Origin of the sequence: Methanococcoides burtonii DSM 6242 (genome assembly GCF_000013725.1) — an archaeon.
In the GTDB taxonomy this organism is placed as follows: domain Archaea; phylum Halobacteriota; class Methanosarcinia; order Methanosarcinales; family Methanosarcinaceae; genus Methanococcoides; species Methanococcoides burtonii.
This window is the reverse complement of sequence record NC_007955.1, coordinates 1,900,493-1,926,976: the sequence shown is the minus strand read 5'-3', so window position 1 is coordinate 1,926,976 and position 26,484 is coordinate 1,900,493. Positions and strand designations below refer to the sequence as shown.

The 26,484-nt window shown below is 41.9% G+C and carries 29 protein-coding genes and 1 pseudogene; 8 read left to right on the top strand and 22 right to left on the bottom strand.

What is annotated here, in order from left to right:
- Positions 1–24 precede the first annotated feature (24 nt).
- From MBUR_RS14450 to MBUR_RS09410, 14 genes and pseudogenes are all read right to left on the bottom strand, one after another.
- Positions 25–678 carry a hypothetical protein gene (locus MBUR_RS14450; RefSeq protein ID WP_232221893.1) on the bottom strand — a complete coding sequence of 218 codons (654 nt, stop codon included), beginning with the start codon at positions 676–678 and terminating at the stop codon, positions 25–27.
- A 69-nt stretch (positions 679–747) separates the two neighbouring features.
- Positions 748–1,098, bottom strand: a complete 351-nt coding sequence (locus MBUR_RS14445; RefSeq protein ID WP_052286227.1) for a hypothetical protein — start codon at positions 1,096–1,098, stop codon at positions 748–750.
- 138 nt (positions 1,099–1,236) lie between these two features.
- Positions 1,237–2,328 (bottom strand): S1 family peptidase, encoded by a 1,092-nt coding sequence (locus tag MBUR_RS13055; RefSeq protein WP_011499855.1) that lies wholly within the window; start codon positions 2,326–2,328, stop codon positions 1,237–1,239.
- 343 nt (positions 2,329–2,671) lie between these two features.
- Positions 2,672–3,286 (bottom strand): methylenetetrahydrofolate reductase C-terminal domain-containing protein, encoded by a 615-nt coding sequence (locus MBUR_RS09460; protein ID WP_011499854.1) that lies wholly within the window; start codon positions 3,284–3,286, stop codon positions 2,672–2,674.
- Positions 3,283–3,998: pseudogene (locus MBUR_RS09455) on the bottom strand (dihydropteroate synthase); the annotation flags it as partial. The gene MBUR_RS09460 and the pseudogene MBUR_RS09455, both read right to left, overlap by 4 nt.
- 112 nt (positions 3,999–4,110) lie before the next feature.
- A complete protein-coding gene (locus tag MBUR_RS09450; RefSeq protein ID WP_011499853.1) occupies positions 4,111–5,007 on the bottom strand; it encodes a hypothetical protein in 897 nt (298 codons plus the stop codon).
- Positions 5,008–5,380: 373 nt separating this feature from the next.
- Complete coding sequence (locus MBUR_RS09445; RefSeq protein ID WP_011499852.1) at positions 5,381–5,941, bottom strand: LolA family protein; 561 nt, start codon at positions 5,939–5,941, stop codon at positions 5,381–5,383.
- 120 nt (positions 5,942–6,061) lie between these two features.
- On the bottom strand, positions 6,062–6,139 hold the full coding sequence (locus MBUR_RS14440) for a hypothetical protein (RefSeq protein WP_232222136.1): 78 nt from the start codon (positions 6,137–6,139) through the stop codon (positions 6,062–6,064).
- Positions 6,140–6,156: 17 nt separating this feature from the next.
- Complete coding sequence (locus MBUR_RS14435) at positions 6,157–6,348, bottom strand: hypothetical protein (protein ID WP_048063357.1); 192 nt, start codon at positions 6,346–6,348, stop codon at positions 6,157–6,159.
- A gap of 99 nt (positions 6,349–6,447) precedes the next feature.
- Positions 6,448–7,035, bottom strand: coding sequence for a hypothetical protein (locus MBUR_RS09435; RefSeq protein WP_011499851.1), 588 nt, complete (start codon positions 7,033–7,035; stop codon positions 6,448–6,450).
- 143 nt (positions 7,036–7,178) lie between these two features.
- Complete coding sequence (locus tag MBUR_RS09430; RefSeq protein ID WP_048063355.1) at positions 7,179–7,952, bottom strand: hypothetical protein; 774 nt, start codon at positions 7,950–7,952, stop codon at positions 7,179–7,181.
- Positions 7,953–7,959: 7 nt separating this feature from the next.
- On the bottom strand, positions 7,960–8,427 hold the full coding sequence (locus tag MBUR_RS09425) for a hypothetical protein (RefSeq protein WP_011499849.1): 468 nt from the start codon (positions 8,425–8,427) through the stop codon (positions 7,960–7,962).
- Between the two features lie 215 nt (positions 8,428–8,642).
- Positions 8,643–8,831 carry a hypothetical protein gene (locus MBUR_RS09415; protein WP_048063353.1) on the bottom strand — a complete coding sequence of 63 codons (189 nt, stop codon included), beginning with the start codon at positions 8,829–8,831 and terminating at the stop codon, positions 8,643–8,645.
- A gap of 71 nt (positions 8,832–8,902) precedes the next feature.
- Entirely contained in the window at positions 8,903–9,712 is an 810-nt protein-coding gene (locus MBUR_RS09410) for a hypothetical protein (RefSeq protein WP_011499848.1), read from the bottom strand.
- Between the two features lie 289 nt (positions 9,713–10,001).
- On the opposite strand from MBUR_RS09410, the gene MBUR_RS09405 reads away from it, so the two are divergent.
- A complete protein-coding gene (locus MBUR_RS09405) occupies positions 10,002–10,424 on the top strand; it encodes a hypothetical protein (RefSeq protein WP_011499847.1) in 423 nt (140 codons plus the stop codon).
- A 17-nt stretch (positions 10,425–10,441) separates the two neighbouring features.
- Positions 10,442–11,173, top strand: a complete 732-nt coding sequence (locus tag MBUR_RS09400) for a winged helix-turn-helix transcriptional regulator (protein ID WP_011499846.1) — start codon at positions 10,442–10,444, stop codon at positions 11,171–11,173.
- Between the two features lie 142 nt (positions 11,174–11,315).
- Here the strand turns inward: MBUR_RS09400 and MBUR_RS09395 are convergent, their stop codons facing one another.
- The 6 genes from MBUR_RS09395 to MBUR_RS09370 form a co-directional block, all read right to left on the bottom strand.
- Positions 11,316–11,930, bottom strand: coding sequence for a methylenetetrahydrofolate reductase C-terminal domain-containing protein (locus tag MBUR_RS09395; protein ID WP_011499845.1), 615 nt, complete (start codon positions 11,928–11,930; stop codon positions 11,316–11,318).
- Positions 11,927–13,159: a dihydropteroate synthase gene (gene folP / locus MBUR_RS09390; RefSeq protein WP_011499844.1), complete on the bottom strand. Its 1,233-nt coding sequence runs from the start codon at positions 13,157–13,159 to the stop codon at positions 11,927–11,929. Before folP ends, MBUR_RS09395 begins: the two co-directional genes overlap by 4 nt.
- A 78-nt stretch (positions 13,160–13,237) precedes the next feature.
- Positions 13,238–14,098: a bifunctional methylenetetrahydrofolate dehydrogenase/methenyltetrahydrofolate cyclohydrolase gene (locus MBUR_RS09385; RefSeq protein WP_011499843.1), complete on the bottom strand. Its 861-nt coding sequence runs from the start codon at positions 14,096–14,098 to the stop codon at positions 13,238–13,240.
- 28 nt (positions 14,099–14,126) lie between these two features.
- Positions 14,127–15,371, bottom strand: coding sequence for a serine hydroxymethyltransferase (glyA, locus tag MBUR_RS09380; protein WP_011499842.1), 1,245 nt, complete (start codon positions 15,369–15,371; stop codon positions 14,127–14,129).
- A gap of 108 nt (positions 15,372–15,479) precedes the next feature.
- Positions 15,480–16,088 carry a phosphoribosylglycinamide formyltransferase gene (purN, locus tag MBUR_RS09375; RefSeq protein ID WP_011499841.1) on the bottom strand — a complete coding sequence of 203 codons (609 nt, stop codon included), beginning with the start codon at positions 16,086–16,088 and terminating at the stop codon, positions 15,480–15,482.
- Positions 16,089–16,203: 115 nt separating this feature from the next.
- Complete coding sequence (locus MBUR_RS09370; protein WP_011499840.1) at positions 16,204–17,175, bottom strand: transcriptional regulator; 972 nt, start codon at positions 17,173–17,175, stop codon at positions 16,204–16,206.
- A 74-nt stretch (positions 17,176–17,249) separates the two neighbouring features.
- Between MBUR_RS09370 and MBUR_RS09365 the strand changes: the two genes are divergently transcribed.
- A complete protein-coding gene (locus tag MBUR_RS09365) occupies positions 17,250–18,545 on the top strand; it encodes a tRNA(Ile)(2)-agmatinylcytidine synthase (RefSeq protein ID WP_011499839.1) in 1,296 nt (431 codons plus the stop codon).
- On the opposite strand, the gene MBUR_RS09360 is transcribed toward MBUR_RS09365, so the two are convergent.
- The gene (locus tag MBUR_RS09360) at positions 18,537–19,328 is read right to left on the bottom strand and encodes an NAD+ synthase (RefSeq protein WP_011499838.1); all 792 of its coding nucleotides are present in this window, start codon (positions 19,326–19,328) and stop codon (positions 18,537–18,539) included. The genes MBUR_RS09365 and MBUR_RS09360 overlap by 9 nt on opposite strands.
- A 170-nt stretch (positions 19,329–19,498) precedes the next feature.
- Here MBUR_RS09360 and MBUR_RS09355 point away from each other — a divergent pair, with 170 nt between their 5' ends.
- The 3 genes from MBUR_RS09355 to MBUR_RS09345 all read left to right on the top strand — a co-directional run bounded on the left by MBUR_RS09355 (position 19,499) and on the right by MBUR_RS09345 (position 22,089).
- Positions 19,499–20,863: an ATPase domain-containing protein gene (locus MBUR_RS09355; RefSeq protein WP_011499837.1), complete on the top strand. Its 1,365-nt coding sequence runs from the start codon at positions 19,499–19,501 to the stop codon at positions 20,861–20,863.
- A 70-nt stretch (positions 20,864–20,933) separates the two neighbouring features.
- Complete coding sequence (locus tag MBUR_RS09350; protein WP_011499836.1) at positions 20,934–21,413, top strand: NOB1 family endonuclease; 480 nt, start codon at positions 20,934–20,936, stop codon at positions 21,411–21,413.
- Positions 21,414–21,477: 64 nt separating this feature from the next.
- Positions 21,478–22,089 carry an orotate phosphoribosyltransferase-like protein gene (locus tag MBUR_RS09345; protein ID WP_011499835.1) on the top strand — a complete coding sequence of 204 codons (612 nt, stop codon included), beginning with the start codon at positions 21,478–21,480 and terminating at the stop codon, positions 22,087–22,089.
- A 66-nt stretch (positions 22,090–22,155) separates the two neighbouring features.
- Here MBUR_RS09345 and MBUR_RS09340 read toward each other — a convergent pair whose 3' ends face one another.
- Positions 22,156–24,279 carry a DHH family phosphoesterase gene (locus MBUR_RS09340; protein ID WP_011499834.1) on the bottom strand — a complete coding sequence of 708 codons (2,124 nt, stop codon included), beginning with the start codon at positions 24,277–24,279 and terminating at the stop codon, positions 22,156–22,158.
- 114 nt (positions 24,280–24,393) lie between these two features.
- On the opposite strand from MBUR_RS09340, the gene MBUR_RS09335 reads away from it, so the two are divergent.
- Together MBUR_RS09335 and MBUR_RS09330 are read left to right on the top strand one after the other, a co-directional pair.
- Positions 24,394–25,152, top strand: coding sequence for a slipin family protein (locus tag MBUR_RS09335; protein ID WP_011499833.1), 759 nt, complete (start codon positions 24,394–24,396; stop codon positions 25,150–25,152).
- 15 nt (positions 25,153–25,167) lie between these two features.
- Positions 25,168–26,481, top strand: a complete 1,314-nt coding sequence (locus tag MBUR_RS09330) for an NfeD family protein (RefSeq protein WP_011499832.1) — start codon at positions 25,168–25,170, stop codon at positions 26,479–26,481.
- Positions 26,482–26,484 lie beyond the last annotated feature (3 nt).

The following is a 26,484-nucleotide window of genomic DNA, read 5'->3' as shown; positions in this document are numbered from 1 at the left end:
TGTAACAAAGAACCCCAAAACCCATCACTTTCTACTCCTTGCCGATAACAACAGTCCGATAATGAGCATTATTGAGATAAAACCTGGTGTTTGCTTGTTTGTCCCAGGTTCTTCTTGTGTTGTTTCATTGCCTGTGATCACAAGATTCCCATCTTCGTCGAAATAGGCTTCATCCTTGGTATAGGTTATAAGATTTCCATCATCACCTATCACTATAATATCTTCCTCATCTGGTGAAGAAGTATATTCTAGTTCGTCTTCAACAGCACGTCCCTCCCATTCAAATACTACGGGAACTTCATTTATGCCTGCTTCCTGTTCAAAGTGGCTGTCTATTGTCTGATATATTTCATCAATTACGGACTCATTTACTTTTTCCGAATTTTCTGAGTCCAGACCCACAGACAGATATCCATTAATGCTTACCCCATAACCTATTACAAGCCCGCCAAATTCAGCAAAAAACGGATCCAGTTCCCTGCCCTTGGAATGGCCAAGCTGATCCGTCCAGCTTCTTTTTTCACTTTCCTGCTTGATTACGGGCATTGTCCCGTAGGCAGCTATAAACGATGGACTGCTTTTAGCTTCTTCAAATATCTCAGGGCCATAGTCAGGAAGGGGCATATCCTCATCATCCTGTGCCCACATAAAGACCACGGGTATATCACTGATTCCCACTTCCTGCTCACATTGTTCATCGATTTTCCGGTAGATTTCATCAATTTTTGACTCATTTATCTTTCCCTGCTAATCAGAACCTAAATTTGCTATAATAAATTCACCATTTGTACCAATGGTTTTTATAGAGCTATCAATTGTATATGATGGTGCATTTTTAGTAAGAGAAAGCCAACACCTATTAATCGAGTTTTCCCACTCTTGGTTAATTGTTTTTGGAAAGGTTCCTCTGTTATCTATGAACAATGGGTCGCCCTCATATTCTTCAAAAGCGATATTTGAGTTATTTGAATCAGAAACTTTGTCATTATAGTCAGAATTATTTAATGCTTCATTAGCAGCATTTGCAGAATCAAATGACAAAAAACAAACAAATAATGCAATTATCACTAATATTCCTATTTTCCTTTTCTCTAGCATTTTATGGCCCCAGCAAATATCAATGTGTGTTGTAACATATTAAAACAATAGTGTGAAATATTAATAATGTTAGTTGAAATAAAGAAATGCCAAATTACAACTCGTAATTTGACAAAAAATTTAAAATATTCTTTGTATTCAAGCTTTCAGAGGAGTTACATCTAAATCCAGCTCAACACCACTAATTGGTGAGAAAAAGGAATTAGTGGTATTATGTCCCCAGTGTACACCACGAATTATTACCTGATCCCCATACATCGTAAAGACAGGAGCACCACTATCGCCACCAGCGCAGGGATAATCTGCAACAAATTGATCATAAAGAGTTCCAAAAGTGGCGCTGTTTTTATTTATATATGTCTCTTTAACATTGCCAGATGTCAGACCACTTGTTATTCCTGACATGTAGACTTGGCTGCCTAAGGATGGATCATAATAACTGCGTACATCTCTAACATCATTAATGTCGCCATAATAAATATCATCTTCGACATTACTGGCTTCCACCCATGCAGCATCTGCAAAATGACATGTGTAATAATCGACTTCACCTACTTTTCTTGCAGTTGTAGGTTGATAAATGCTTGCACCAACACCACCTGCATTATAAGCTGCATGCCCAGACATTACAAATCCTTTTGTGCCGCTACTATCTTCTGCAGCAAATGATAGTGTTGAGGCTGTACCACTTAATCTTACTATCTGTATACCACCAATTAGATTATTCCATACAGAAGTACGTGAGTCAAGATACACTTTTTCTCCTTTTCTGAAAACTACTGGAACATCAGATAATTCTGCTTTTTTTGCATTTGCATCTATTATATTGTAGAATTTGTCAATTGTAGATTTATCAATATCTTTTACTTCCTCATCAAACTCTACAAATAAATATCCTCCATAGTTTACACCAAAACCAGTCAAAGGCCCTCCATGTTCTTTCATGTAGGGATGAAGTTCATTTTCAGAATCATTGATACTCTCCTTAATCGTATCCAACCATTCCACTTTTGCTTTATCCTCTGTAATTTCAGGTACCGTTCCTCGACTTTCAATCACATTTGAATCTTCTTTTAGGGAATCAAATGTGACTGAACCATATTCCGGGAAATAGTATTCTTCTTCAAAAGATTCATTTTGACTGGAATCGGATGATCCCGCCCATGCAAAGCCAGTGATCATAATGCTTATTATCATTATACTCAAGCTTATCTTTAACATATTTTTCATAAGACAGACCTCATTTATTTACTCCAGGAGCAAAGCTACGCTTATATAGTGTAAACAGCAAAACCTAACTTTGCCTCCGGGCACGGGGTTCAGTTATTCCGTCAAGACTGGCTGAATCCCCACTAACATCTTTACGATGTTACACTATGTCCTAGGCAAGAAGCAGTATAAATATTTTCTAGCCACATCATCGAACTGAAAGAGAACAGTTGGATTACATGGTCATGATACATAGATCATATTTTTTACAGAAGATGTGGTAGAAATCAGGAGAAAAGTGCGAGACCCAACTCTGAAGTCGACCAACAAAAAGCATCTCCAATTGCAGAAAGACCGGGAAAGCTCACTTCACCAATCTATCCTTGGCATCCCGAACCTCATCCAGAAGGTCCAGCCTGCCTATCCTCTCAAGACGTTCATAGATAAGTTCCCACGCGCAATCCTTCTCTGGATCGACTTCGCACTTGCCGTCCATTGAACCACCACAAGGACCGTTAAGCAATTCCTTGGGACACTGTGCTGTGGGACAGATGCCACCAAAATCGGCGATCGTACACTGACCGCACATGGCACACAGATGATGGATGACCTTGTCCCCTGTCATGGCACCCAGGGATTCGGTGTTGTTGGCCGGATAGACATCAACGTCCACAAAGCGTGCGATGTTGGAAGTACCGCTTCCGCATGCCATTACCAGAACAGCAGTAGCATCTTTGATGTTCGGGGCAAGCTCCATAAGATACTCACAGGACCGGACACTGCATGCAGCTTTCGCCACGACTCCCCCGATAACATTTACTCCGGCATCAGAGAGAAGAGATGACATCTCTGCAACCTCGGGCTCACCGCCTACGTGCTGTTTGGCAGCACAGACGCTGCAACCGATAATATAAACGGCATCCTTGTCCATGAGCATTTCAAGGATCTCATTAAATGGTTTGGAAGATGAGATTATCATGATTGCCTCAAATAACGGTATTCAATGTCTGATTCCTTCTTCAGTGTATCCTTTATCATCTTTGAGATAAGAGGAAGGTTCCTTGCCTGACACTCGAGCTTGTCTGCAAGTTTTCTGACCTGCAACAGTGTACCAATGACAATGACATCGGTCTTTTCTACCTCATGGGAAACCGCATCCCTTTCCAGTGCTGCATCCCCGCCCCTTGCCAGGATCTCCTGTTTGATTATCAATGCCTCTGTAGTTGTGATATTACTGATACGCAGCACACGGGACACCGTCTTGTTCTTCATTATCTTAGAACCTGTGCCGGTAACACCTATATTTCGCATGGAAAGAGCAGCATCATCAGGATAGGGAATGTCCAGAACACTTACCTCAAAACCGTTCTCTTCCACAACGGGCTGCCTGCTTCGTACAGCGGCCGCAATTTGCACAACGTCGAATGTCTCTGCAACATCGTGAGTGCGGATGATGTGAGCCCCTTTCTGCACAACGATGGCGGCTGCCGCCAGACTTCCGTACAGACGCTCAGTTGCGGGTTTGTCGAGCAGGTCCCCAATGAAAGATTTGCGTGAGATGGCTGCAAGCAATGGTTTTTCGAACACTTTCAGGCGTTCGAACTATCGATGATCTCAAGATCGTACATCGCTGATTTTTCCGGCACCCATTTACCGATGGCAGGGTCCAGTATGAGCTGATCAGTATCAATTCTACGCTATTCCGAACGCATGATGGCATGTATAGAGAACACCAGAATGAATATTCTCAGCTCACATCATCGTAATGTTCCTTTTTGGTTGGAGATATGACCACAAAAACTATCACTTTCTACTCCTTGCCGATAACAACAGTCCGATAATGAGCATTATTGAGGTAAATCCTGGTGTTTGCTTATTTGTCCCGTTTTCTTCTTGTGTTGTTTCATTGCCTATGATCACAAGATTTCCCTCTTCGTCGAAATATGCTTCATCCTCTGCATAGATGATAACATTTCCATCATCATCTATCACTGCAATGGTTCTGTCAACAATACCATCTTCTTCATCAATAGCTTCGCCAGCCTCGATATCTCCGTACTCAAACAAAACAGGCACATCTTCAATACCAATTTCCTGTGCATGTTGATCAAAAATATCATAGATTTCATCCATCAAGGAGTCATTAATTCCTGAATCTGCTACAATTCCAATTGAAATGTATCCGTCATAGCTGTGTCCATAAGAATATACAGAACCTTCGGGTCGGATGTGGCTTTCCATTTCTGTTTCTGAAGCACTGATAATAATCTTGAGATTGTAAAGCCACTCACCCCTCTCATCTTCTATATCAAAATAAGGAACTTTTCCGTAAGTTACATAGGAAAAAGGTTCATCATGGTTTTCAATTCCCGTATTTCCTGATGATGCTCTATTCATAGAAACATCTTCAATTCCACTTACCAAAAACATCCCTTCAGGAGCATTAGCATTTATTTCAGCAATTTCTTCAGGTGTTAGTGGTTTTTTATCTTCTTTTTCAGATGCTATTGTTCTTTTAATTGAATCCTGCCGTAATTCTTCAGGTATTTGATAATCCCATGAAGCATTGCCAAAAACTGCCATTACTTCGTCCGGTGTCAGGACTCTTCCGAGTAATTGTTCTTCACTTTCTTCAGTTGCCAATCCGAATCCGATCATACCGACTACAATAAGCAGTCCTAAAAGTAGTTTTAATTTCATCTTTTACCTCTTTATTTCATTCACCCCAAAGGCAAGATCAGGTAAGCTCTAAATAAGTACAAGGAAAACACATCCATGCCTCTGTAGGTGGAGTTTAAATTCACCCAGGAAAATTAATTAGACCTCACTTAGTATTTTTTCGGATGTATAGGTTATTCTAGGAACTCACCCTATAAATATTTTCTAGCCATACCATCAAACTGTTTCATTTCGGTTGGAAAATATAGTCACAAGATCAAGGAGTTTTTTACAACTTCACTAAATAGATCAGGTAATATTTTCTGCAATATCCAATAGCTCCACCTTATCAAGGGAAGAAAGAATAGTAACATCAATATCTTCATTTTGCCAGGTCAGAGCTTTCATATAGCTCCTATCTGATAGGCATCCAGGTATCCCTATCAACCCAGATCATCGATCTCCCTTGAAGAGAACTTTTATTGTTCTCGGAAGGAGTGAGTTCAAGCAAATATGCATTGTTTCCATCCAAGTCCTCTACTCCAAGCAGAGAAGCCGTCTTCCCCATTAGAGTTCCATTCAGAAACTCAGCAAAAACATTAGGCTCAAATATTTTCAAACCATCAAGACCATCAGAAATATCCGTTTTGAAAACAGTCTCAGATTCGGAATCATAGATCCACTGGAATTCTCTATCAGAGATCATAATTACTTCCGTACCTTTATCCGGGACTCTGATAATCGTTTTCATAAGATCAGGTTTTTTCCATATGACTTTCTGTGTTCCCACGCCCTGTTCCTGGAAACTTGAATGACTGAACATTGTAAAAGAGTAGTCTTCGAGACCATCCATTTTCACCTGCATATTAGATACAACTTCTTCCGCGCTGGGCTCTTCTCCGCAACCTGAAATAAAAACGGACAAGAGTATCATGAACAAGATGAGCATTGAATGTCTTTTGAATTTACTCTTCATTTGTTTACCTCAATTAAGACATATTTTTTGTTTACCTTATGGCCTGATCTAAGAAGAAAGGGCTTTTAGCTCTTCAACTGGATTTGGCGGTTGAGCCTCCCTTCACCAAAATCTAAAAATTTAAGAGCGAGTCCCATCATTATTTTGCACCTTAACCAGATAATAATACAGTATCGCACCTATGAAATTCAGGAAAATTAGAATAAGCGACCAGATCAGTTTTTTATTATCCCCTTGCTGGGAAAATCCCCTGTGTCCCTTTGAAGGCAGTCACATAACATGAAGAGCCAGAAAACAGTCGCTATTGCAACGATTCCCCATAGTAATTGACCCATATAAAATGCCATTGTAATTATTGTTACAGCTATAATTCCAATGATTATCCATTCGATTGTGTTCTTTTTCAAATTTCCATCCCCATATTATTCAAAAATATATTTGATTCCATCCCTGTTTTAGTTACATTTACTAATACCTTGCATAGTCCGGATCTAAATTACCATAACTTAGCTACTCTTTGACATAACCTCCCAGATGTACAATCCCCCCAATATAGGTCCAATCACAAACAAAAAAGATAGCATCAAAACGCTAATGAATTCACTATTAACACCATGGGAACTGCTTAACCCATTGAAAACAAGCACTAATCCATTCATTGCAGAAAAAATTAGAATTATCTTCAGATTCCTAGTATTGTCGCATCCGATAGAACGAGCATAAATGTAGAAACTTATAGGCATTGCTACTAGCTGTAATGCAAGCAATACAACTGCAATTCCTTGTAAAAAATCAAATTCATTCTCAATTCCCAAATTGAGCTTTGAGTGCGAAATAATTGCCAAAACTCCAATTATACATGAACAGACAAACAAAGGCAGACCAGCAACATTTTTACCCTTAAGTACTTTAAGCCCAATCATGAGCATTGGAAGCATGTATATAGCACCTATGGTTGAGTGATAAACATCTAAAAACTGATCAGACAAGTACATGTTGGCTAAAGTCATTCCGAATACTGACCACCCTAACCAAATCCACCCCATAAAGAAAAGAGATACCTCCCAAGGCGCCTCTTTAATTTCACTTCTCATATAAGATCAAAACCCATTATGTAGTCATACTTACTAATTTATGATTGCGTTACGTCAGTTACGATACGACGATACCAAATTCCCCGCATTCCTTAGCCGATTTTTTCAGTATTCCATAGACCTCGTTTCAATTAACAACGAATTTAAGATTCTTCTGCGTGGACTCTCATAAGTTTATTGTGGTGTTTGATATACAAAATACCCAAAATCGGCATTAATAGAAATCCCATTCGGAGGATATTTGAGGATATCTCAAACCAGAAAAATTTAATCATAATTTCATCGATCAATCCTAAACTCATTTTAATTGTCTGTATAATTATTGGAATAGCAATACAAAGTAATGGTAATACGGCAATTAGTTTCATCTCTTTTGTGACCTTCATCCTATCATAGCCTATGGAAGGCAGCAAGTAAATAAACAGACTGAGAGGAAGAAAGATAATATAGAATATAATCAGAGGCAGCTGATTATACGGGAAGCCCATATCGAAAACATCCTCAATTATAGGATCAATTGCAATTTGTGCAAATCTCTGGATAGGGAACATCAAGGCATATATCAACGAATCAGGATGAGTTTCATAGACCATGACTTTAGCATGTCCAATTATAGCCGCCATAGTCTGAATTATACCAACAATTAGCAAAGGTATACAGCACCAAACCCTCCTAGCATCCTTCATGTTTCTTACAATATTCTGCCCGATGGCGGTAATCGGCACAAAAAACAGAACAAATAACCCTAGCGTCATTACCAATGTATATGTATGCAGGCCATACTGGATTCCTGTTCCAATCACGACAATCATCGTCAAACCTATAACGGAAATCCATATATGATACATAAAGAAAAGAAGAGCCTCTAAAGGCATCTTCTTCTTAACTTTCGACACGAATTCACCAATTGAAGCCATTTCAACCTCAGGACATGATATAGTCATATAGTCCGTGATTATACTTCGAAGTTTCTTGTACACACTGTGCAGTGTAATATGCCAGCATCATGTCCGTTTTCCAACCTGTTGGATTGGTGGTCATTTCATTTGTAATGTATGAATAATACTGAGCACTGTGTTCTGCATTATCTTTTACGGCCTGTGCCGGGTCGGTTACAGTGTTTGATTGAGAATTGTCTGTCACGTAGTAGCTATAATCATACCCACTTGTCCATTCATCAGCCACGTAACTCTCATAACTGATGTGTAATGCAGCATTAAATAAAGCGACAACGAAACCACCTAAATAGTCAGTTGCTCCTGTGCTATGGAAAGGAATGCCAGGATCTGAAAGATAGTGACTTGCGTATCCAAAGTTGGTATGTGCATTTGCATATCTGCGAGAAAGATATTTTGCGATATTGTGACTTAAATTTTGAACTTCTTTTATCATAATTGCTCCCCACTACTATCCTGATTGTCTGTTTTCAGGTTAAATGTGGAAAATGCACAAAATGACCCGAGTAACGAATAGAAAATAATTGAAATCATTATGAAACCAATAAATATGCCGGTAGCTGCCGTCTCATGTCCTAGCACAATATTTCTTCGGGGGTAAACAGAAATATTGTAGTCCATCCTTCATAATCCACTGATACTTGGAGTTGTTCAATTAATATTGTTCGCCCTAATGTATTTTTTTACCACTATTGCACTCAATGAAAAAAGCACTGTAAGAATTAGTAGAAGTAAATTAAAATCATTTCTGAACCACTGCATATAAGCATTGTAAAATGCTGCTATGAAGGCTAAAACTATTAAAAAATAAAAGGATAATTGAATATATTTTTCATTCATTCTTTGTTCTCCAGTAGTTATATATTATTTCAGATTTTGTTTAAAAATGTAGGAGAAGAAATCTTCTCCTTTTAATAGTAGAAATAGTCAACTTCAACATGCATTGTACTAAGTGGATATAGAGTCAAGAAGAAGTCTATATATATATCTCGAGTGTCAACATCATAGTACTCCGGTACTGCGACAGCAACTGCAAGAACTATAGCACCTAATCCAGCAGTAGTACCCATACTGAAAAATACTAATATTGCGATGATAATTCCGCCTGTTACTAAGAGATCTGCATATTGCACATCATTATAGATTAGGAGAGATCCCCCAGGTGCAGTGCTTGGCAAATCAACCTTTGTTTTTGATTTGAGGAAGCTAGAAACCTGATCTTCTGTTAAAGAAGCTTGCATTTCTTTATCTATAAGAGTAATTTGGTTTTTGGGAACTTTTATGATATCCTTTGAGTTTTCTGTTTTACCATCAACCGTCAAAACTTGATCAAATTGGTACAGAACATTTTCTTGATCATCCCCAATCTTCATTGAATTCAAGACAAAGTTGAAGTTGTTTCCACTATATTCAACATTTATTGTACCATCTTGGTTTACTATTCCTGAAATAGTTCCTTTTGATTTCAATGTTTTGAGTTTTCCATCTATCATTTTTTCGACATCAATTTTAAAATCACCAGTATAGTGAATTTCCTCTCCTATTTTTTCGTAGCTGGTCAATTTAACATCAAAATCGTTAGTAGAAATTCCATTCGATTCTAGCATTTGGCTATGCCATGTAGTTTCGGCTTTTGCACTCACAGCTGGCATAAGCAACATACTAACAAGCAACATTGCTGTTAGAATCACTCCAATTCCAGATTTCACATTTGTTTTCATTTTATTTACCTCATTTGTTCAATTGCTTCAGAAGCAAAGCTACGCCCATATAGTGTAAACTAAAAGCCTAACCTGTCCCCAGAGAATGTAGTTCAGCCATCGCCGTAAAATCAAGCTGATCCCACTCCCGAACATCTTTACGATGTTGCAATATATCCTAGATGAGAGACAGTATAAATACTTTCTAACCACATCATCCAACTGTTTTCTTTCAGTTGGACGATATGGTCACAAAACTTATATTCTCTTTTTTCACATCAAAGTTTGATAGAATAATAGGAGTAAATTTATGATCAAAAAAATAGGATTTTTGCTAATAATAATGCTTATATCGGTATCTTTTGCTGCAGCTACCGCCAGTCAAGACAACGGATATACCATCGTTCCTGTCAAATCAGACATTACGATTACACCCAGATGGATTGGCGATACTATCACACAGGGAGAAACAAACTGGCACGGTGTACCTATCAGTTCCTACACCACTGCATTATATGTTGATCTGAATTGGGGAGATACAAGTGATTCACTCAGGTTAAAAGTGTACAACCCGAGCAACCAGCTAATCGAGACATTCTATGACAGTTCCGACGGTGTCATCGATGGAAGAATTGAATTTGCAATAAGAAACTCAAATGGAATTGACATCGGAACCTGGCATCATGAGGTTTATGGCCATAGTGTTTCGGGCACAGAAGATTATTATATCTGAAAATTGTTTCCATTGTTATGAGAAAGTTATGGACTCTGTTTTTGCTATTCACACTCGTTTGCAGTTCCACTTTAGCCACTGCAAGTGAGTATGAAATTATTTTAGATCCAGATCCTGAAATGGATATGTATAGGGGTGGCGCCACCACCACCCTATCTTTCTGGGAACTACCGTTATCCCTTCAGGCAGTCTACATCTCGGGGTTATTGGGTGCCTCATTAGTCGTTTACAAATTTTTACCCCTTCTTTTAGGAAGGATAAAACAAAAATATGAAAACCCCAACAGAGATCGAATTCTTTACTACATAACAACTAATCCCGGGAGCACAATATCTGATATAGAAAAGGCCCTTGGGATGAAAAGAAGTAATGTAAGATATCATTTGAAAGTGCTTCAATTTAACAACAAAATAACCCGATTGGAAAAAGGGAAGTTAGTGCTGCTTTTTAAGAATTCATGCAAATATACGGCTACAGAAAAGAAAATCATCTTTTTCCTGCGAAATGATACGGGAAAATCAATTTTGATTTACATACTGCATAAACCGGGAATAACAAATCAGGACCTTACACAGACTTTCCATCTGGATAAAGGCACTGTACACTGGCATATCAATGATATGTACAACGAAGGGTTAGTAGATTTTGAGAACGATGGAAAATACAAAAGATACTTTATTAACCCGGCAATCGAAGTAGACTTGAAAAAGGCCATATCAGAATCGGAACCTGCCATTTCAGCAAGTTAATCATCAGATCGTGATGTCAGGATGAGCCCAGTATCAAAGAAATGGAAGGTGATACCAGGTCTTCTTTTCTCCTGTACAGACCATAAATTAAACGTGGGCAAACAAAAAACTCATATTCTTCAGAATTGAATAAAAATAGAACTCACTTCACCAATCTATCCTTAGCATCCCGAACCTCTTCCAGAAGGTCCAGCCTGCCTAGCCTCTCAAGACGTTCATAGATCAACTCCCACGCACAATCCTTCTCAGGGTCGACCTCGCACTTGCCATCCATTGAACCGCCACAGGGACCGTTAAGCAATTCCTTGGGACACTGCGCTGTGGGACAGATGCCGCCAAAATCGGCGATCGAACACTGACCACACATAGCACACAGATTATGGATGACCTTATCCCCTGTCATGGCACCCAGCGAGTCGGTGTTGTTGGCAGGATAAACATCCACATCCACAAAACGTGCAATGTTCGAAGTGCCGCTGCCACATGCCATTACCAGAACAGCAGTAGCATCTTTGATGTTCGGGGCAAGCTCCATAAGATACTCACATGAACGAACACTGCATGCAGCTTTTGCCACGGCCCCCCCAATAACATTTACTCCGGCATCAGAGAGAAGAGATACCATCTCTGCGACCTCGGGCTCCCCACCTACGTGCTGTTTGGCGGCACACACGCTGCATCCAATAATATAGACAGCATCCTTGTCCATGAGCATTTCAAGGATCTCGTTGAAAGGTTTGGAAGATGAGATTATCATGATTGCCTCAAATAGCGGAATTCAATGTCAGATTCCTGATTCAGTGCATCCTTTATCATCTTTGAGATCAGGGGAAGGTTCCTTGCCTGACACTCGAGCTTATCTGCAAGTTTTCTTACCTGTAGCAATGTACCAATGACGATGACATCGGTCTTTTCGACCTCATGGGACACTGCATCTCTTTCCAGTGCTGCATCTCCGCCCCTTGCCAGGATCTCCTGTTTGATTATCAACGCCTCTGTGGTTGTGATATTACTGATACGCAGCACACGGGACACCGTCTTGTTCTTCATTATCTTAGAACCTGTGCCGGTAACACCCATATTTCGCATGGAAAGAGCAGCATCATCAGGATAGGGAATGTCCAGAACACTTACCTCAAAACCGTTCTCTTCCACAACGGGCTGCCTGCTTCGAATTGCAGCCGCAATTTGAACCACATCAGATGTCTCTGCCACATCGTGGGTACGGATGATGTGAGCCCCTTTCTGCACAACGATGGCTGCTGCCGCCAGACTTCCGTACAGACGCTCAGTTGCGGGTTTGTCGAGCAGGTCCCCAATGAAGGACTTGCGTGAAATGGCTGCAAGCAAGGGTTTCTCGAAAATCTTCAGACGTTCGAACTGGTCGATGGTCTCAAGATCGTACATCGCTGATTTTTCCGGCACCCATTTACCGATTGCAGGGTCCAGTATGAGCTGATCAGTATCAATACCACGTTCTTCAGAGCGAATGAGAATATCATCAAGGGAATGCATGATGGCATCCATCCCCAGCGGATCGCCGGGAAGTTTGCCCGCTGCCATCACTACTGCAGGACAGCCATGTTCAGCCACCACATCAAGCATACCGCCATCAGTTGCGAAACCTGCAACATCGTTCACCACATCTGCACCGTTTTCAATGGCCTTTTCCGCAATATCTGCAAACACGGTATCCACTGAGATCACAGCATCAACGTTGTCCTTCAAAAGTTCCAGTGCAGGAAGAAGACGACCACATTCCACTTCCTTTGTGATGGGATCAGCAAGCGGCCAGGTTGACCGTGCACCAAGATCAATAATTGTTGCACCATCGTCTATCATCTTATGAGCAACATCAAGAAGAGAATCCGTATCAACTACGGAGCCTTTGTAAAAGGATTCGCGGCTCAGGTTTATAACACCCATTAAGCGTACGGGATGCTCATCGCCTACCTTCAAGCCACATATGTCAACATCAACGACCATTGTATAACCAACAATTATGAGTTTTCATGGATTATATATAATTCGACTGAAAAAGAGAAAGAAAATACAGACTGCATCTTATGCAGTCTTCTGAGCGGACATAAGGACATGCTGCATAAGGGTTGCAATGGTCACCGGTCCGACACCACCCGGAACAGGGGTCACGCGGGATGCCTTTTTGATAACGTTCTCGAAATCAACATCTCCGTAGACCTTGCCATTCTCTTCGGTGATACCCACATCGAAGATCACAGAACCTTCCTTGACCATATCCTCTTTGATAAGATGTTTGACGCCTGTGGCGACAACGAGAATATCTGCATCTCTGGTGAACTTCGTGACGTCCTTGGTGAACACATGGCAGATGCTCACGGTAGCGTTCCTGTTCACAAGCATTGCAGCCATGGGTTTACCCACAACATTGCTGTGACCGACAATTACCGCATGCTTGCCCTGTATCTCGACACCGTATTCCTCAAGAGCACGGATGATTCCCTTGGGAGTGCATGGAACGAGTTCTTCAACACCGATGAGCAACTGCCCCATATTGAAGGGGTGGAAACCATCCGCATCCTTTGCAGGATCGATGGCGTTCATTGCTTCCTGTTCATTGAGATGTTTAGGCAATGGCAGTTGCAGGAGGATACCGTGGATATCTTTCCTTGCGTTCAGGGAACTGATAGCCTCAAGAAGTTCCTCCTGAGTGATATCCTCAGGAAGATGCTGATCCTCTGCAAAGATACCGACTCGCCCACATGCCTTGTGTTTCAGCCTCACGTACATCTTTGATGCAGGGTCCTCCCCCACAAGTATTGCTGAAAGTCCAGGAGTAATCCCTTTTTCACGGACAAGTCTTTCGACATCAGCTTTGACCTCAGCTTCCACTTTCTTTGCGATGGCCCTTCCATCAATGATCTTTGTATTATCAGTATCAGGCATTGAAGATCACCTTCTATTATCTAATAAATTATCTAAGATGCTCATAGATAGGGAAGCGACTGCAAAGTTCCTGAACATCTGCATTGACAGTCTCAAGGACTGCATTGTTCTCCCTGTTGTCAATAATGGTCTTGAAAAAGTCTGCAATCTCATCCATTGCTGATTCCTTCATACCACGTGTAGTACAAGCAGGTGTACCTGCCCTGAGACCACTTGTAATGAAAGGTCCTCTTGTCTCGAATGGAATGGTATTCTTGTTGATAACAATACCAGCTTTGCTCATAATGACCTCAGCATCCTTTCCTGTAAGGTCGTATTTGTTAAGGTTGATAAGCATAAGATGGTTGTCAGTTCCATCAGAGACTATATCGAATTCCCTGTCCTGAAGCGCTGCACAAAGTGCTTTTGCGTTCTTGACGGTTTGTTCCTGATCCTTTTTGAAACTGTCACTCAATGCTTCCTTGAATGCAACTGCCTTTGCAGCGATTATGTGCATAAGAGGACCGCCCTGAATTCCGGGGAATACAGACTTGTTGATAGCTTTTGCGTACTCTTCCTTGCACATTACCATTCCACCCCTTGGACCACGAAGTGTCTTATGAGTGGTTGTTGTCACAAAGTCAGCATATGGGAATGGATTTGGGTGTACACCGGCAGCAATAAGTCCGGCAATGTGTGCAACATCTGCGAGAAGGTATGCTCCAACCTCGTCAGCAATTTCCCTGAATGCCTTGAAATCGATAATACGGGAATATGCAGATGCTCCGACAACGATCATCTGTGGCTTCTCTTTCTTTGCTATTTCCATGAGCTCGTTATAATCAAGCATCTCGGTATCCTGGGAAACACCGTATGGAACGATGTTGTACAACTGACCTGAAAAGCTCACAGGACTTCCGTGGGAAAGATGACCACCGTGGGAAAGGTCCATTGACATGATCTTGTCGCCTGGCTTGATAACAGAAAAATAGACAGCCATGTTAGCTCCTGAGCCTGAATGAGGCTGGACATTAACATGCTCTGCACCGAAGATCTGCTTTGCTCTTGAGATAGCAAGGTCCTCTGCCATATCGACAAATTCGCAACCACCATAATAACGCTTTCCGGAATAGCCTTCTGCGTACTTGTTGGTCATTATGGAACCCTGTGCTTCCATAACAGCGCGGCTGGTGTAGTTCTCTGAAGCGATCAAGTTCAACTTGAAATCCTGACGCTGTGCCTCCAATGACAATGCATTGGCAATTTCCGGGTCAATCTCTGAAATGTAAGACATATTATATCGTTCCTTGAAAATTATAGTTTAATTGATCAATTGTTAAGTGATGTGATTATATGATGTTAATGACGTGATGGAGATGCATGATATTAATTATATCATACATCATGTGATCGATACTTTTCTTCCATCCACCACAAGCCTGTTCTCAACGAACAGCTTAACAGCTTCAGGATATATTATATGTTCCTGTTCAAGGATACGTTCTGAAAGCGATTCCTCATCATCTCCTTCAAGCACAGGTACACACCTCTGAAGAACTATCGGGCCGGTGTCCATTCCTTCATCAACGAAATGAACTGTACACCCCGCCACCTTCACACCATAATCCAACGTCTGCTTCTGTGCATGAAGTCCCATGAAAGAAGGTAATAAAGCCGGATGGATGTTCATTATACTATTCCGGTATTTCCCAATTATCCTGCTACCGAGAATACGCATATATCCTGCAAGAAGGACAAGGTTGGTATCATATTTACCAAGAACCTCTAAAATCTTATTTTCATAATCTTTTTTATCCCCGAAAGAGGAAGGGTCCACAAAAACGGGAACAATGTCATGTACTTCTGCTCTCTCAAGTGCATAAGCGTCTCCCTTGTCACTGATAACAACCTTGACAGCAGCATTAGGGATGTAGCCATTTTCAATATTATCGATAATGGACTGTAGATTCGAACCACGTCCAGATACAAGAACTGCAATATTGAGAGTCATTGCTCACATCATACGAGATTGCTATATATTAGAGTTTTGGGCTTATATATCCAAACACTCAACATATTGTACAGAAAAACATTCGACCATATAAAGAATGGAACCTCAAAAATGTTCATTCCTCTTTATGCCGCTTAGCCCTTTCGTGAATGAGAGTATCAAGGTCATCCGAATCTGCTATAGTATTAAGTTCATCCCTTTCGATAAGCACAGTATCCTCAACAAACTTATACCTACTCTTACCCTCAATGATAAAAACTGATTGTGTCTCAATGACGTTGGAGATGCTACTCATCAAATGAGCACGTTTGACCATTGCGTTGCTATATTCACTGACACCTGTCAGAAACGTACTGGAAGTATCTTTTGAAACCGCCTTGAACGGAGCCTGGTTCGTTGAAAGGACATCATATCCAAGAGTGTAGATAAGATTCAGAATATTGTCATTAGGCGGTGTTTTCATTTCATGTGCTTCTTCCTTTACATTTGCAGGGTCCAGTTCTTTTTCAAAACTACGAAGTATATCGATGGACTTTGCAAGTGCCATATCCAGGATCTCCTCCAGATGAAGCACAATATCGATAGATGCATCCATTTGGCCTTCTTCGTACTTGCTGATAGTACGTCTGGATACACCCAGCTCAGAAGCAAGCGCCCCCAGAGACATAGAGACATTCATCCTAGCTTCCTTGAGCACATCACCGTCAATAGATACATACAAACCTCCAGGTGCTGCAGATACAAGCGGAGGTACATTTTCTACAAAATAATCGTAAAGTGTCTGAATACTCAATGCAGGAATATCATATCTCATATAAACTACGCTGTCCTCAAGCAACTGGTCGCGTGTTTTTGCACCTATGAGGATGGGATATCCATTCAAGTATTTTGCCAGAGATTTCATTTCACGAGCAGTTTCTTCGTTCAGACCGTCAATATTGTATAAGACCTTACAGAATAGGAGCGTATTACCCTGACGTGCAGCGAGGTCAAAGCTGCGAGGCCGGATATTACATTGATTTGACACCATAAAACCAGCGCGTTCCAATACTTCAATTATCTGATGTATCAGAATATCCTTTGCCATAACAATAAAACCATTGTTTGCACATCTATATAAATGTATTTGTTAGTATATGAACAAACACGGATTGAAATACCATGATAATAAGTATAGACGACACCGATTCCAGAGAAGGGATGTGCACTACTTACCTTTGTGCATTATTAATGGATGAACTGAAAGAATACGGAAATATCAAAGGATGTCCTATACTTATACGTCTTAATCCAACCATTCCTTACAAGACCCGCGGAAATGCTTCAACTGCTTTTGAGATAACAACATCAGAACCGGTAAAAGTAATGGAACATGTCATCTCAAGGGTTAACGAACTTGCGCAACTGCAAAGTGAAATGACAAATCCCGGAGTAGTTTTCATATCTGATGAACACTCGGAGAAAGTGAAAGAACAGCTAGGTGAATTCTTTCTGAAAGCAGTGCGTGAAGTATTGCAGATAGAAGATGCAAAGAGCCTTATCGCAACACTTGGCCTGCATTCAAAAGGATGGAAGAACGGAAGAGGACTTATCGGTGCTCTTGCTGCCTGCGGAGCCATGCTGAACCTGGGATGGGACCATACTTATGAATATCTCGCATATCGCGAAAAGGATGCATGGGGAACGAAACGACAGGTCGATGAGGATAGTGTGAGAAAAGCAGACATCGCGACCTATCCGAATACATGGGATACAGTAGACATTGCGAACAATGCAGTGGTATGCATACCCCATGCAGGAGACCCAGTTCTTTTTGGAGTGCGAGGAAATGGCATTGAGCCTGTCACCATAACATCCCAGATGATAAGCTCTGAACCTGTTGAGAGACATGCCATCTATATGACCGATCAGGGAACTGACCTGCACCTTATCCCAGTAGAGAGGATAGCAGACATAAAGGAGATGCACTCCTATTCCATTGAAGTAACCGTGTCCACTTGCCCAGAAACAATAAGGGGAGGACATACAATTTTATCAGTTCGTGACGATGGAGGGGATGAGATGGACTGTGCAGCCTACGAACCTACCAAGAACTTCCGCGAATTGGTACGCAAGTTCCTGCCCGGGGACAGGATGGTCTTTTCAGGAAGTGTAAAGAACAACACCCTGAACATTGAAAAACTGAAGATAATAAGCCTTGTCCAGGAACACGAGTCGGTCAATCCAACCTGTTCCGAATGTGGAAAGAAGATGAAGTCCGCAGGAAAGGGGCAGGGTTACCGCTGCAAGAAGTGTGGCACTAAAGCGGATTCTGCTGAACTTGTCGAGATAGAGAGAGGAATTCCCATAGGAATGTATGAAGTTCCGCCCTGTGCAAGAAGGCACCTTGCAAAACCCCTTGCCCGATGCCAGGAAAAAGAGAGCAAAAAGGATGGGAAAGTGTTCCCATCAAGATAACCAGTCGCCACGAAGATCATCAAGATATGCTATCTGAGGAGTGGTCCTTTTGTGAAGATTACTCCTGACACGTAGCAAAATGGAACTGATCTCCTCCATTGGAACCCCGAGTTTTAAGTGTACCCGTTCCTGCCCTTCACCTGCAAGGATTGGCTGAAGAACTTTATCGATGGTTTCATAAGTGACACCAAGATCGTCCTCATCGGTCTGACCTTCCCAAAGTCCTGCAGATGGTGCTTTCTCCAGAATGCTTTCAGGAACACCCAGCATTTTTGACATTTCCCTTACTTCGGTCTTGTAAAGATCGCCTATGGGTTCTATGTCAACACCGCCATCCCCGTATTTTGTGAAATATCCAAGCAATATCTCACTCTTGTTCCCGGTCCCCATCACAACTCTGCCAAACATGTTCGCATAGTAGTAAAGCATAGACATCCTAATCCTTGCCTTAAGATTGCCATCGACATGAGCCGATGCACCATCAATATCCGGCATTGCTGTTCGGTAGACTTCAAGAACATTGGTGATGTTTATCACCTTAAAGTCAATACCAAGAGCTTCTGCAACCTTTGAAGCATCCTCGATTTCGGACTTCGGAGTTGAAGCTTCCGGCATGTGTATGCCAAGAACGTTCTCTGCACCCAACGCTTCAACGGACAAGTATGCCACCAAAGCAGAATCGATGCCACCACTTATACCCACAACCGCACCTTCAATTCCTGTGCCTTCAAGTTTCGTCCCTATAAAATCAATGATAATGTCCTTTGCTTGTATAATATCCATAATATCAAGGCCTTGGTGATAATAGATTATTTGTGTATATGATAATGCTCTCTACTATATTCACAGTGCATATTTAGATTTCCTGTTAAACTGTTTTTCAAAAATGAGCAAACATAGATATAAATACAGTCGAGAGAATGATTCTATAAATATATTCATTAGGTGCTACAATGAAACAAATGAGTTCAGAGATAGATGCTCTTGATACTATTTTGAAAGGCGGATTCCCAAAGCCCTCTGCGATCCTGATAGCAGGTCCGGCAGGTTCAGGAAAGACCACGCTTGCAATGCAATCCATCTTCAGCGCCTCTGAGAAAAAAGAGGTCTGCATGTATGTTACATCATTGAATGAGCCAATAACAATGGTCAATAAATTCATGTCAAAATTGAATTTCTATAATATCTCATTGCTTTCTTCAGGAACAATGAACTACATACCGATCGGCACCGAATCCCTTGATAAAGGGATATACACATTCATGTGGAATCTGGAAGAATCCATTGAAAAAATAAAACCCGACCGAATTGTCATTGACCCAATAACGACCATAGGAAGCACTCTTGACGAAGAAGCAAAGCGTCGCTTCTACTATGACCTGTTTTTGCGTATGAAAAAGTGGGATGCTCTTGTGATAGCGACCGGGGAGTTCACCGAGGATGAGCTACTGAAAAGTGACTTAAGCCACGTAGCAGATGGTGTTATTTATCTTTCTAATGATGAAAACAACAAAAGAAGAGTACACCACCTCGAGGTCTTAAAGCTCAGAGGTCAGGGATATATAAGTGGGAAACAACCATTTTCAATAACTGAAGAAGGCATTGTACTCCACCGGCAGGAACTTACCGAAATGGAGATACCACACTTTACAGACCGTGTATCAACAGGAATAGAAGGACTTGACATCATGACCGGAAATGGTGTTATCCGAGGGACCTCAACCCTGATCTCTGGATGTAGTGGTGCCGGAAAAACCACAATTGGAACACAGTTCATTGCAGAAGGTGCAAAGGCTGAAGAGCCCGGGATGATAGTTTCATTTATAGAATCAGAAGGACAAACAATTGCAAATGCAAGTTCCATTGGTCATGACATAAGGGACTTTGTCAGTTCCGGCGTTATAAAGGTCATCTTCACCAGCATGTCATGTCTTGAAGCCGGAGAACATGCCATCAACTTGCGTTCAATAATCAAAAAAGAGAACATCAAACGCATTTTTATAGATGATGTGAACGTATTCTCCGACCTTATGACACCTCTGGATGCAAAGGATCATATAAGACTGCTTTCAGAGATGTTCAGATCAAACGGAGTTACATCGATATTCGCACAAAGGACAGATAACATTAATGGAATACAGAATGTCGAAGATTACGGCATGGATGCTTCAGTGCTGCTTTCGCTAAAAGAGGAAGAGAACCATATCGACAAAACACTAACGGTCATCAAGATGCGTGGAAGCTCTCATGACACAGGAATAAGACAATTCGAAATAAGGGAAACCGGTGTAGACATTATGCTACCATCATCTGATTAAATGATGATAGCCATACATATAAGCCTGAAGAAATATCTATAGTATCAAACTGGCTTGAAACTACACGAACATGACATTCTATATTACAGATTCCGCAGTTTTCATCTATGGATATGATGGTGACACATCGCTGTTCATCACTGTGCCTTCCGTAAAGGAAGAAATGAAGAGCCGGGAAGCCATGATGCGATTCGAGATCGCTTGTGAGACAGGTACAAGAATCGAAACACCTGACCCACAGGTTCGAAAAGAGGTACTTTCGATTGCAAAAAAGACGAGGGATGTTGAAGAGCTCTCATCCACAGATATAGACATTCTAACGAAGGCTCTTGAATACAAGGAGACCGGAGTCCTTCTCACGGATGACTATGCTGTGCAGAACATGGCTTCAGTGCTTGGTATTGAAGTTAAGCCCATCAATCAGAAAAAGATAAAGGACGTACTTGTATGGGGAAAAAAATGTACTGCATGCTATCGCAAATTCGATGAGGGAGATGATTGCCCAGTCTGCGGTTCTCTTTTGAAAAAGGTCAGGAAAAGAAAACTATAACCATAGAGATGTACTATACCTATTTTAAAAGGTTAAAACTAATTAATATTTCAGATGGGATAATATGAAGAACATAGAAGAATTGATCCTAAAAGCGGTTGAATTGCAGTCAAATGGCCTTGTTACAGGCCAGATCGCAAATGAGCTTAACGTGTCCAGGGAAACGGTCACATGGCTTTTGACACGCTCAAAGAAAGATGTTGTAGCACCTGCACCAAAGGATATCTCTGTTACATGGAACAGTGTCGGACAGAGTTCATACAGATTAAGATGTATCTCGCAGGCACTTTGTGATATGGTGATAGAGAAACTGGAGAGGACACAACAGGATGCTGACCTTGTAATCGGCATCGGGCTTAGTGGGATTCCTATTGCCACCATGATGGCCGAAGAACTGGAGATCGATTTCGCGATCTTCCATGACTATGATGACCAGAAGGGAAAGACCAATCAAAGAGGCATCTTTAGCCGGAACTTCGCTGATGTCGAGGGAAAGAAGTGCATCATCGTGGACGATGTAGTGTCATCCGGAGCTACTGTTACAGACGTTGCTGAACAGCTTCGTGAGGTTGGTGCAACCCCGATCGCAGTTGCAGTTATCGTTGACAAGATGAATGCTGATATGATCGCCAATGTGCCTATGAGCTCACTGGTCCGTATCACACGTGTAGATTAAAAAGGGAAAGCTCCCTTTTCTTTTTTGTTCCTTTTATTTTTTAGAATAAGAAATGGATGAGAGATGTCACTCTACACCCACGGAACCAATCTTCTCGACCAGTTTGGAAAGTACTTCGGTACGCATACCTTCTACGAACTTGATACTTCCAACTACAAGGTGTCCGCCGCCATTCACACCAGCGCCTACGATCTCTTCGTGAAGTTCACGGACCATCTGTGGAATGTTCATCAGAACTCCTTTTGAGCGTATCACTGCAAAATCAGGACCGTAACCGATGGTAATTACCGGCCTTCCTTCGAGTTTCTTACACATAAGGTCATGCACTTCACCTGAGGTCTTGCCCGGTGCCGGGAATGTGAACTTATGAGCGTAGTTCTCAACATCCAGCACGTTTAGTACAGCAGTGTTGGGTAGATCCTCCGACTTCACGTTCGGCATACAGGCATCGAGCTGTTCTGAGATCATGGCATTTGCCTGTTCACATAACAGTTTTACTATATCGTTGTGCCTCTTGTGGTCCCCAAGGTCCATCAGATCATCAACGATGCCCCTTCCACTAGCGAACTTGAGCCAGTATGCTTCAAAATCAAGTGCAAGTGCCATCTCTTTAAGGTCCTGAAGAGAATACCTGTCAGCCACAAGCTGCTTGTAAACTTCAGCTTCCGGTGCTTCAGAACGGTCACCCACTGCAGCAATAGCAGGAAGATGTTTGATCACATCTGTCACATCCGGGTTGATCATACGGGCAACTTCCGTGGCCAGCATTCCTGCAGTCATACCGAAATCCCCGCCCACATGAGCAGGATTCACATGACCAAGCAGATACTGGTCAACGATCTCATCGGGATGGTGGTGATCAACTACGACCATGTCGATACCATAGACCTGTGCCTGCCTCATGGCCGGAACATCCTCTTCTGTGGAACCGTTGTCCACCATTACGACCAGTGGAAGTTTCTGTCCGTGTCTTGCAGCATCCTCAAGTGCAAAGGATATATCCTTGGTAACATCCGGAAGTTCATAAAATGGAGCCTTTGAGGGTGCTCTCTTGTAATAATGATATTCCGCATCAGGGCCGTTCACTTCCCTTATCATAGGGAGGATAGCCTTTTCGATAGCTACTGCCGCGGTCATTCCATCAGCATCGGCATGGTGACGTAAAAGGATTGGTTTTGACCTTATAATAGCCCTCTTGATCTCCTTTGCGACCTTACGCATTGCAGGTCGAAGCTTTTCAAGGATCTCGCTCTCAACAAGGAACTCAATGTCGGAAGGCTCAGCTCTCTGATCAATGGCATCATCGATGCGCTTCTTGACAGCTACTTCTTTTTCACCGATCAGATGTTTCATACTTCTGACCTCCAACTGGAGTCTGTCACCACGGGAGGTAACTTCACCGGTTGCAGTAATTATCATGTCTGCATCTATTTCTGGAAAAGCACGTGTACCGGCACTCTCAAAAGCAGCACAGGAAATAAGCCCGTCTTCATCGGAAATTGTGAAGATAGTGGGGCCTGCGGTCTGCTTTACCTGAATTACCTCACCTTCAATCTTTACAAGTTTACCAGTAAAACTGCCAAGTTCGGTCGATCTTCTGATGGAGATACTCTTCTCGACCTCTACTGTCTGATAATCTTTTATAACACGGGGGATCAGATCCATTTTACCATCACGTCTGATCTCTTTTACCTGCACGATCACCGGAGCTTTTTCTTCAAGCTTGATGTTGAGATTGCTTGAATGGATCAAACCACGTAAATTTGAATTCAGATCAACGAATACACCAAAGTCCGCATGATTATTTACTTTAGCAAGGTACATCTTGCCTACTTCCAGCTCATCCTGATTACAGGAATTGTCCAGAACATGTACGATCTCGATCTTACCGCAGGCAATACAAGCTTCCTTGCCATCTATGGGTCCAGCAATAGGCTTGTCACAGACATCACATCTATAAGAAGCACCCTTACCACTACATGCAGGACATTGTTTTCTTACTTCAATTTCTCCGCTTCCACCGCATTTGGAACATACTGAACCCTCATTCAAGAAATTTTTCACATCATTTTGAGAAAGATCCATTAGATTTACGGATTTTATTTTTCCTGAACCTTTACATTCAGGACATTTTTCAGTAGAAAGGACCTCGTATCCTTTTCCTCCACATTCGTTGCACTCATCTCTCATTTGTATCAAGTCTTAATTGTTTATGTTAGATTTATGTCTTTGCGTAACATTGGATTGCCACAAGCAATAGTTTTTTATCACAGTCTCTTCCATTTAATTTGGGAGAAGTGAAACATGATAGAAGAATACATCATACCTATACTTGTCATTGCAGTTATCATCTTGTCACAATCACTTAAGATGGTAAAGGAATACGAAAGGGTTGTTATTTTCAGGCTAGGAAGGCTCAGCGGCGTGAAAGGTCCGGGACTTTTCCTGATCATCCCTATAATTGATTCTGTCGTAAAGATCGATCTTCGTGTGGTCACCATCGATGTACCAAAGCAGGCGGTCATAACAAAGGACAATGTTACTGTCGCTGTTGATGCAGTTATTTACTACAGGGTCCTCAAGCCTGCTGCAGCTGTAACTGAAGTTGAGAACTACAAATTCGCAACTGCAATGCTTTCACAGACAACGCTCAGGGATGTGATCGGCCAGATAGAGCTCGATGACGTGCTGTCTAAACGTGATACCATAAACAAGGACATACAGGAATTACTTGACGCGTCCACAGACCCCTGGGGTATCAAGGTCACCGCAGTAACTCTCAGAGATGTTAGTATTGATGAGACAATGCTACGTGCTATTGCAAAACAGGCAGAAGCAGAAAGGGAAAAGCGTGCACGTATCATCCTCTCCGAAGGAGAGTTCTTGGCAGCAGAGAAGATGAGACAGGCAGCACAGCTCTACCAGGATATGCCAGCAGCAATTAAGTTGAGAGAGTTTCAGACAATTGCTGAAGTTGCACGTGAGAAGAACCTCATTGTAATTTCAACTTCATCGAACACTGCAGAGATCGCTGCCCTTTCAAAAGCATTCTCGCAGAAATAAACCAGGATGAAGGTGATGATATTGAACAAAGGATCACCTATCCTTCCTTTCTTTTTTTTGGTACTATTACTGTTAATACCCTCAGTTGCTTCTGCAGAGCAGACAGTTCTGGTACTGGACATCTCCGATTCGATCACACCTGTAGCAGACGATCTTGTGATAGATGCATTGCAGCTAGCAGAACAAAATGAATACGAAGCCCTTATTATCACCCTCAACACCCCTGGCGGAGGGGTTGATGAGACCCTCAAGATAATCGAAGCCATTGACAGATCGGATATCCCGGTAATAGGTTATGTATATCCCGGAGGAACAAAAGCATGGTCGGCAGGGACACTTATCTTGATCGGAACAGACATTGCGGCAATGTCACCAAATACGATTATCGGTTCTGCCCAACCTGTATCAGTGTCACCTCAGGGTATAGAGCCCATAGAGGACGATAAGATAGTAAATGCACTCGTGGCTCTTGCAAAAACAAAAGCAAAACAGCACGGTCGCAATGAAACAACTGCAGAGAAGTTCATTACAGAAAATCTGAACCTGAATGATGAAGAAGCATTGGAAGCAGGAATTATCGAGTATGTTGCATCTGACATTGATGACCTTCTTGAGCAAGTGAATGGTCAGATGATTAAAGGAAAGGTACTGAACACCAAAGGTGCTGCTATTGAGAACTATAGACCGTCCCTGAGATTGAGCTTTATGGACATTATATCGGATCCGATAATTTCCTCACTTCTCATTATGCTCGGCATATACGGTATCGTGATAGGAATTTCTAATCCTGGAGCAGGTGCAGAGATATTTGGAATTGTTGCAATATCACTGGGACTTGTGGGAATGGGATTCGATGTGAATATCGCAGCTATTTTCCTTATATTGCTCGGGGTGATACTGTTCGTTCTCGAATTGCAGGCACCTGGATTTGGCATCTTTGGACTTGCCGGACTTGTATGCCTGATAGCCGGAAGTATCTTCCTGGTACCTATGGACTTTCCCAGATGGTACAGCCCTGCTGACGTACAGCGGTCGATGATAATCGCGATCGTTACACCCACGATCGTGATGGGGATCCTCTTTGTGTTCGTCTTCTATAAAGTGCTCGAGGTCAGACACAAAAAACCTGTGATCGGCGAAGACCCTATCGGGGAGATGGCGAATGCTATAGAGGACATCAAAGCAGGAGAAGAAGGATTTGTCAAGTACAAAGGAGAATACTGGAAAGCAAAAGTGGAAGAAGAGATCAGCGATGGAGACAAAGTAGAGATCACTGATGTACAGGGACCTCTCTTTACTGTTAAAAAAATAGAAGAGGAGGGAGAATGATAC

Bases quoted from the DNA above. Each gene is read 5' to 3' on its own strand.
- MBUR_RS09365 (WP_011499839.1), top strand. From the start codon at position 17,250: ATGATAATAAGTATAGACGACACCGATTCCAGAGAAGGGATGTGCACT.
- purN (WP_011499841.1), bottom strand. From the start codon at position 16,088: ATGACTCTCAATATTGCAGTTCTTGTATCTGGACGTGGTTCGAATCTA.
- MBUR_RS09385 (WP_011499843.1), bottom strand. From the start codon at position 14,098: ATGCCTGATACTGATAATACAAAGATCATTGATGGAAGGGCCATCGCA.
- folP (WP_011499844.1), bottom strand. From the start codon at position 13,159: ATGGTCGTTGATGTTGACATATGTGGCTTGAAGGTAGGCGATGAGCAT.
- MBUR_RS09405 (WP_011499847.1), top strand. From the start codon at position 10,002: ATGATCAAAAAAATAGGATTTTTGCTAATAATAATGCTTATATCGGTA.
- MBUR_RS09340 (WP_011499834.1), bottom strand. From the start codon at position 24,279: ATGAGAGATGAGTGCAACGAATGTGGAGGAAAAGGATACGAGGTCCTT.
- MBUR_RS09460 (WP_011499854.1), bottom strand. From the start codon at position 3,286: ATGATAATCTCATCTTCCAAACCATTTAATGAGATCCTTGAAATGCTC.
- MBUR_RS09335 (WP_011499833.1), top strand. From the start codon at position 24,394: ATGATAGAAGAATACATCATACCTATACTTGTCATTGCAGTTATCATC.
- MBUR_RS09425 (WP_011499849.1), bottom strand. From the start codon at position 8,427: ATGATAAAAGAAGTTCAAAATTTAAGTCACAATATCGCAAAATATCTT.
- MBUR_RS09410 (WP_011499848.1), bottom strand. From the start codon at position 9,712: ATGAAAACAAATGTGAAATCTGGAATTGGAGTGATTCTAACAGCAATG.
- glyA (WP_011499842.1), bottom strand. From the start codon at position 15,371: ATGTCTTACATTTCAGAGATTGACCCGGAAATTGCCAATGCATTGTCA.
- MBUR_RS09345 (WP_011499835.1), top strand. From the start codon at position 21,478: ATGAAGAACATAGAAGAATTGATCCTAAAAGCGGTTGAATTGCAGTCA.
- MBUR_RS09360 (WP_011499838.1), bottom strand. From the start codon at position 19,328: ATGGATATTATACAAGCAAAGGACATTATCATTGATTTTATAGGGACG.
- MBUR_RS09415 (WP_048063353.1), bottom strand. From the start codon at position 8,831: ATGAATGAAAAATATATTCAATTATCCTTTTATTTTTTAATAGTTTTA.
- MBUR_RS09330 (WP_011499832.1), top strand. From the start codon at position 25,168: ATGATATTGAACAAAGGATCACCTATCCTTCCTTTCTTTTTTTTGGTA.
- MBUR_RS09350 (WP_011499836.1), top strand. From the start codon at position 20,934: ATGACATTCTATATTACAGATTCCGCAGTTTTCATCTATGGATATGAT.
- MBUR_RS09370 (WP_011499840.1), bottom strand. From the start codon at position 17,175: ATGGCAAAGGATATTCTGATACATCAGATAATTGAAGTATTGGAACGC.
- MBUR_RS09395 (WP_011499845.1), bottom strand. From the start codon at position 11,930: ATGATAATCTCATCTTCCAAACCTTTCAACGAGATCCTTGAAATGCTC.
- MBUR_RS09445 (WP_011499852.1), bottom strand. From the start codon at position 5,941: ATGAAGAGTAAATTCAAAAGACATTCAATGCTCATCTTGTTCATGATA.
- MBUR_RS09355 (WP_011499837.1), top strand. From the start codon at position 19,499: ATGAAACAAATGAGTTCAGAGATAGATGCTCTTGATACTATTTTGAAA.
- MBUR_RS14445 (WP_052286227.1), bottom strand. From the start codon at position 1,098: ATGCTAGAGAAAAGGAAAATAGGAATATTAGTGATAATTGCATTATTT.
- MBUR_RS13055 (WP_011499855.1), bottom strand. From the start codon at position 2,328: ATGAAAAATATGTTAAAGATAAGCTTGAGTATAATGATAATAAGCATT.
- MBUR_RS09450 (WP_011499853.1), bottom strand. From the start codon at position 5,007: ATGAAATTAAAACTACTTTTAGGACTGCTTATTGTAGTCGGTATGATC.
- MBUR_RS09400 (WP_011499846.1), top strand. From the start codon at position 10,442: ATGAGAAAGTTATGGACTCTGTTTTTGCTATTCACACTCGTTTGCAGT.
- MBUR_RS09435 (WP_011499851.1), bottom strand. From the start codon at position 7,035: ATGAGAAGTGAAATTAAAGAGGCGCCTTGGGAGGTATCTCTTTTCTTT.
- MBUR_RS09430 (WP_048063355.1), bottom strand. From the start codon at position 7,952: ATGGCTTCAATTGGTGAATTCGTGTCGAAAGTTAAGAAGAAGATGCCT.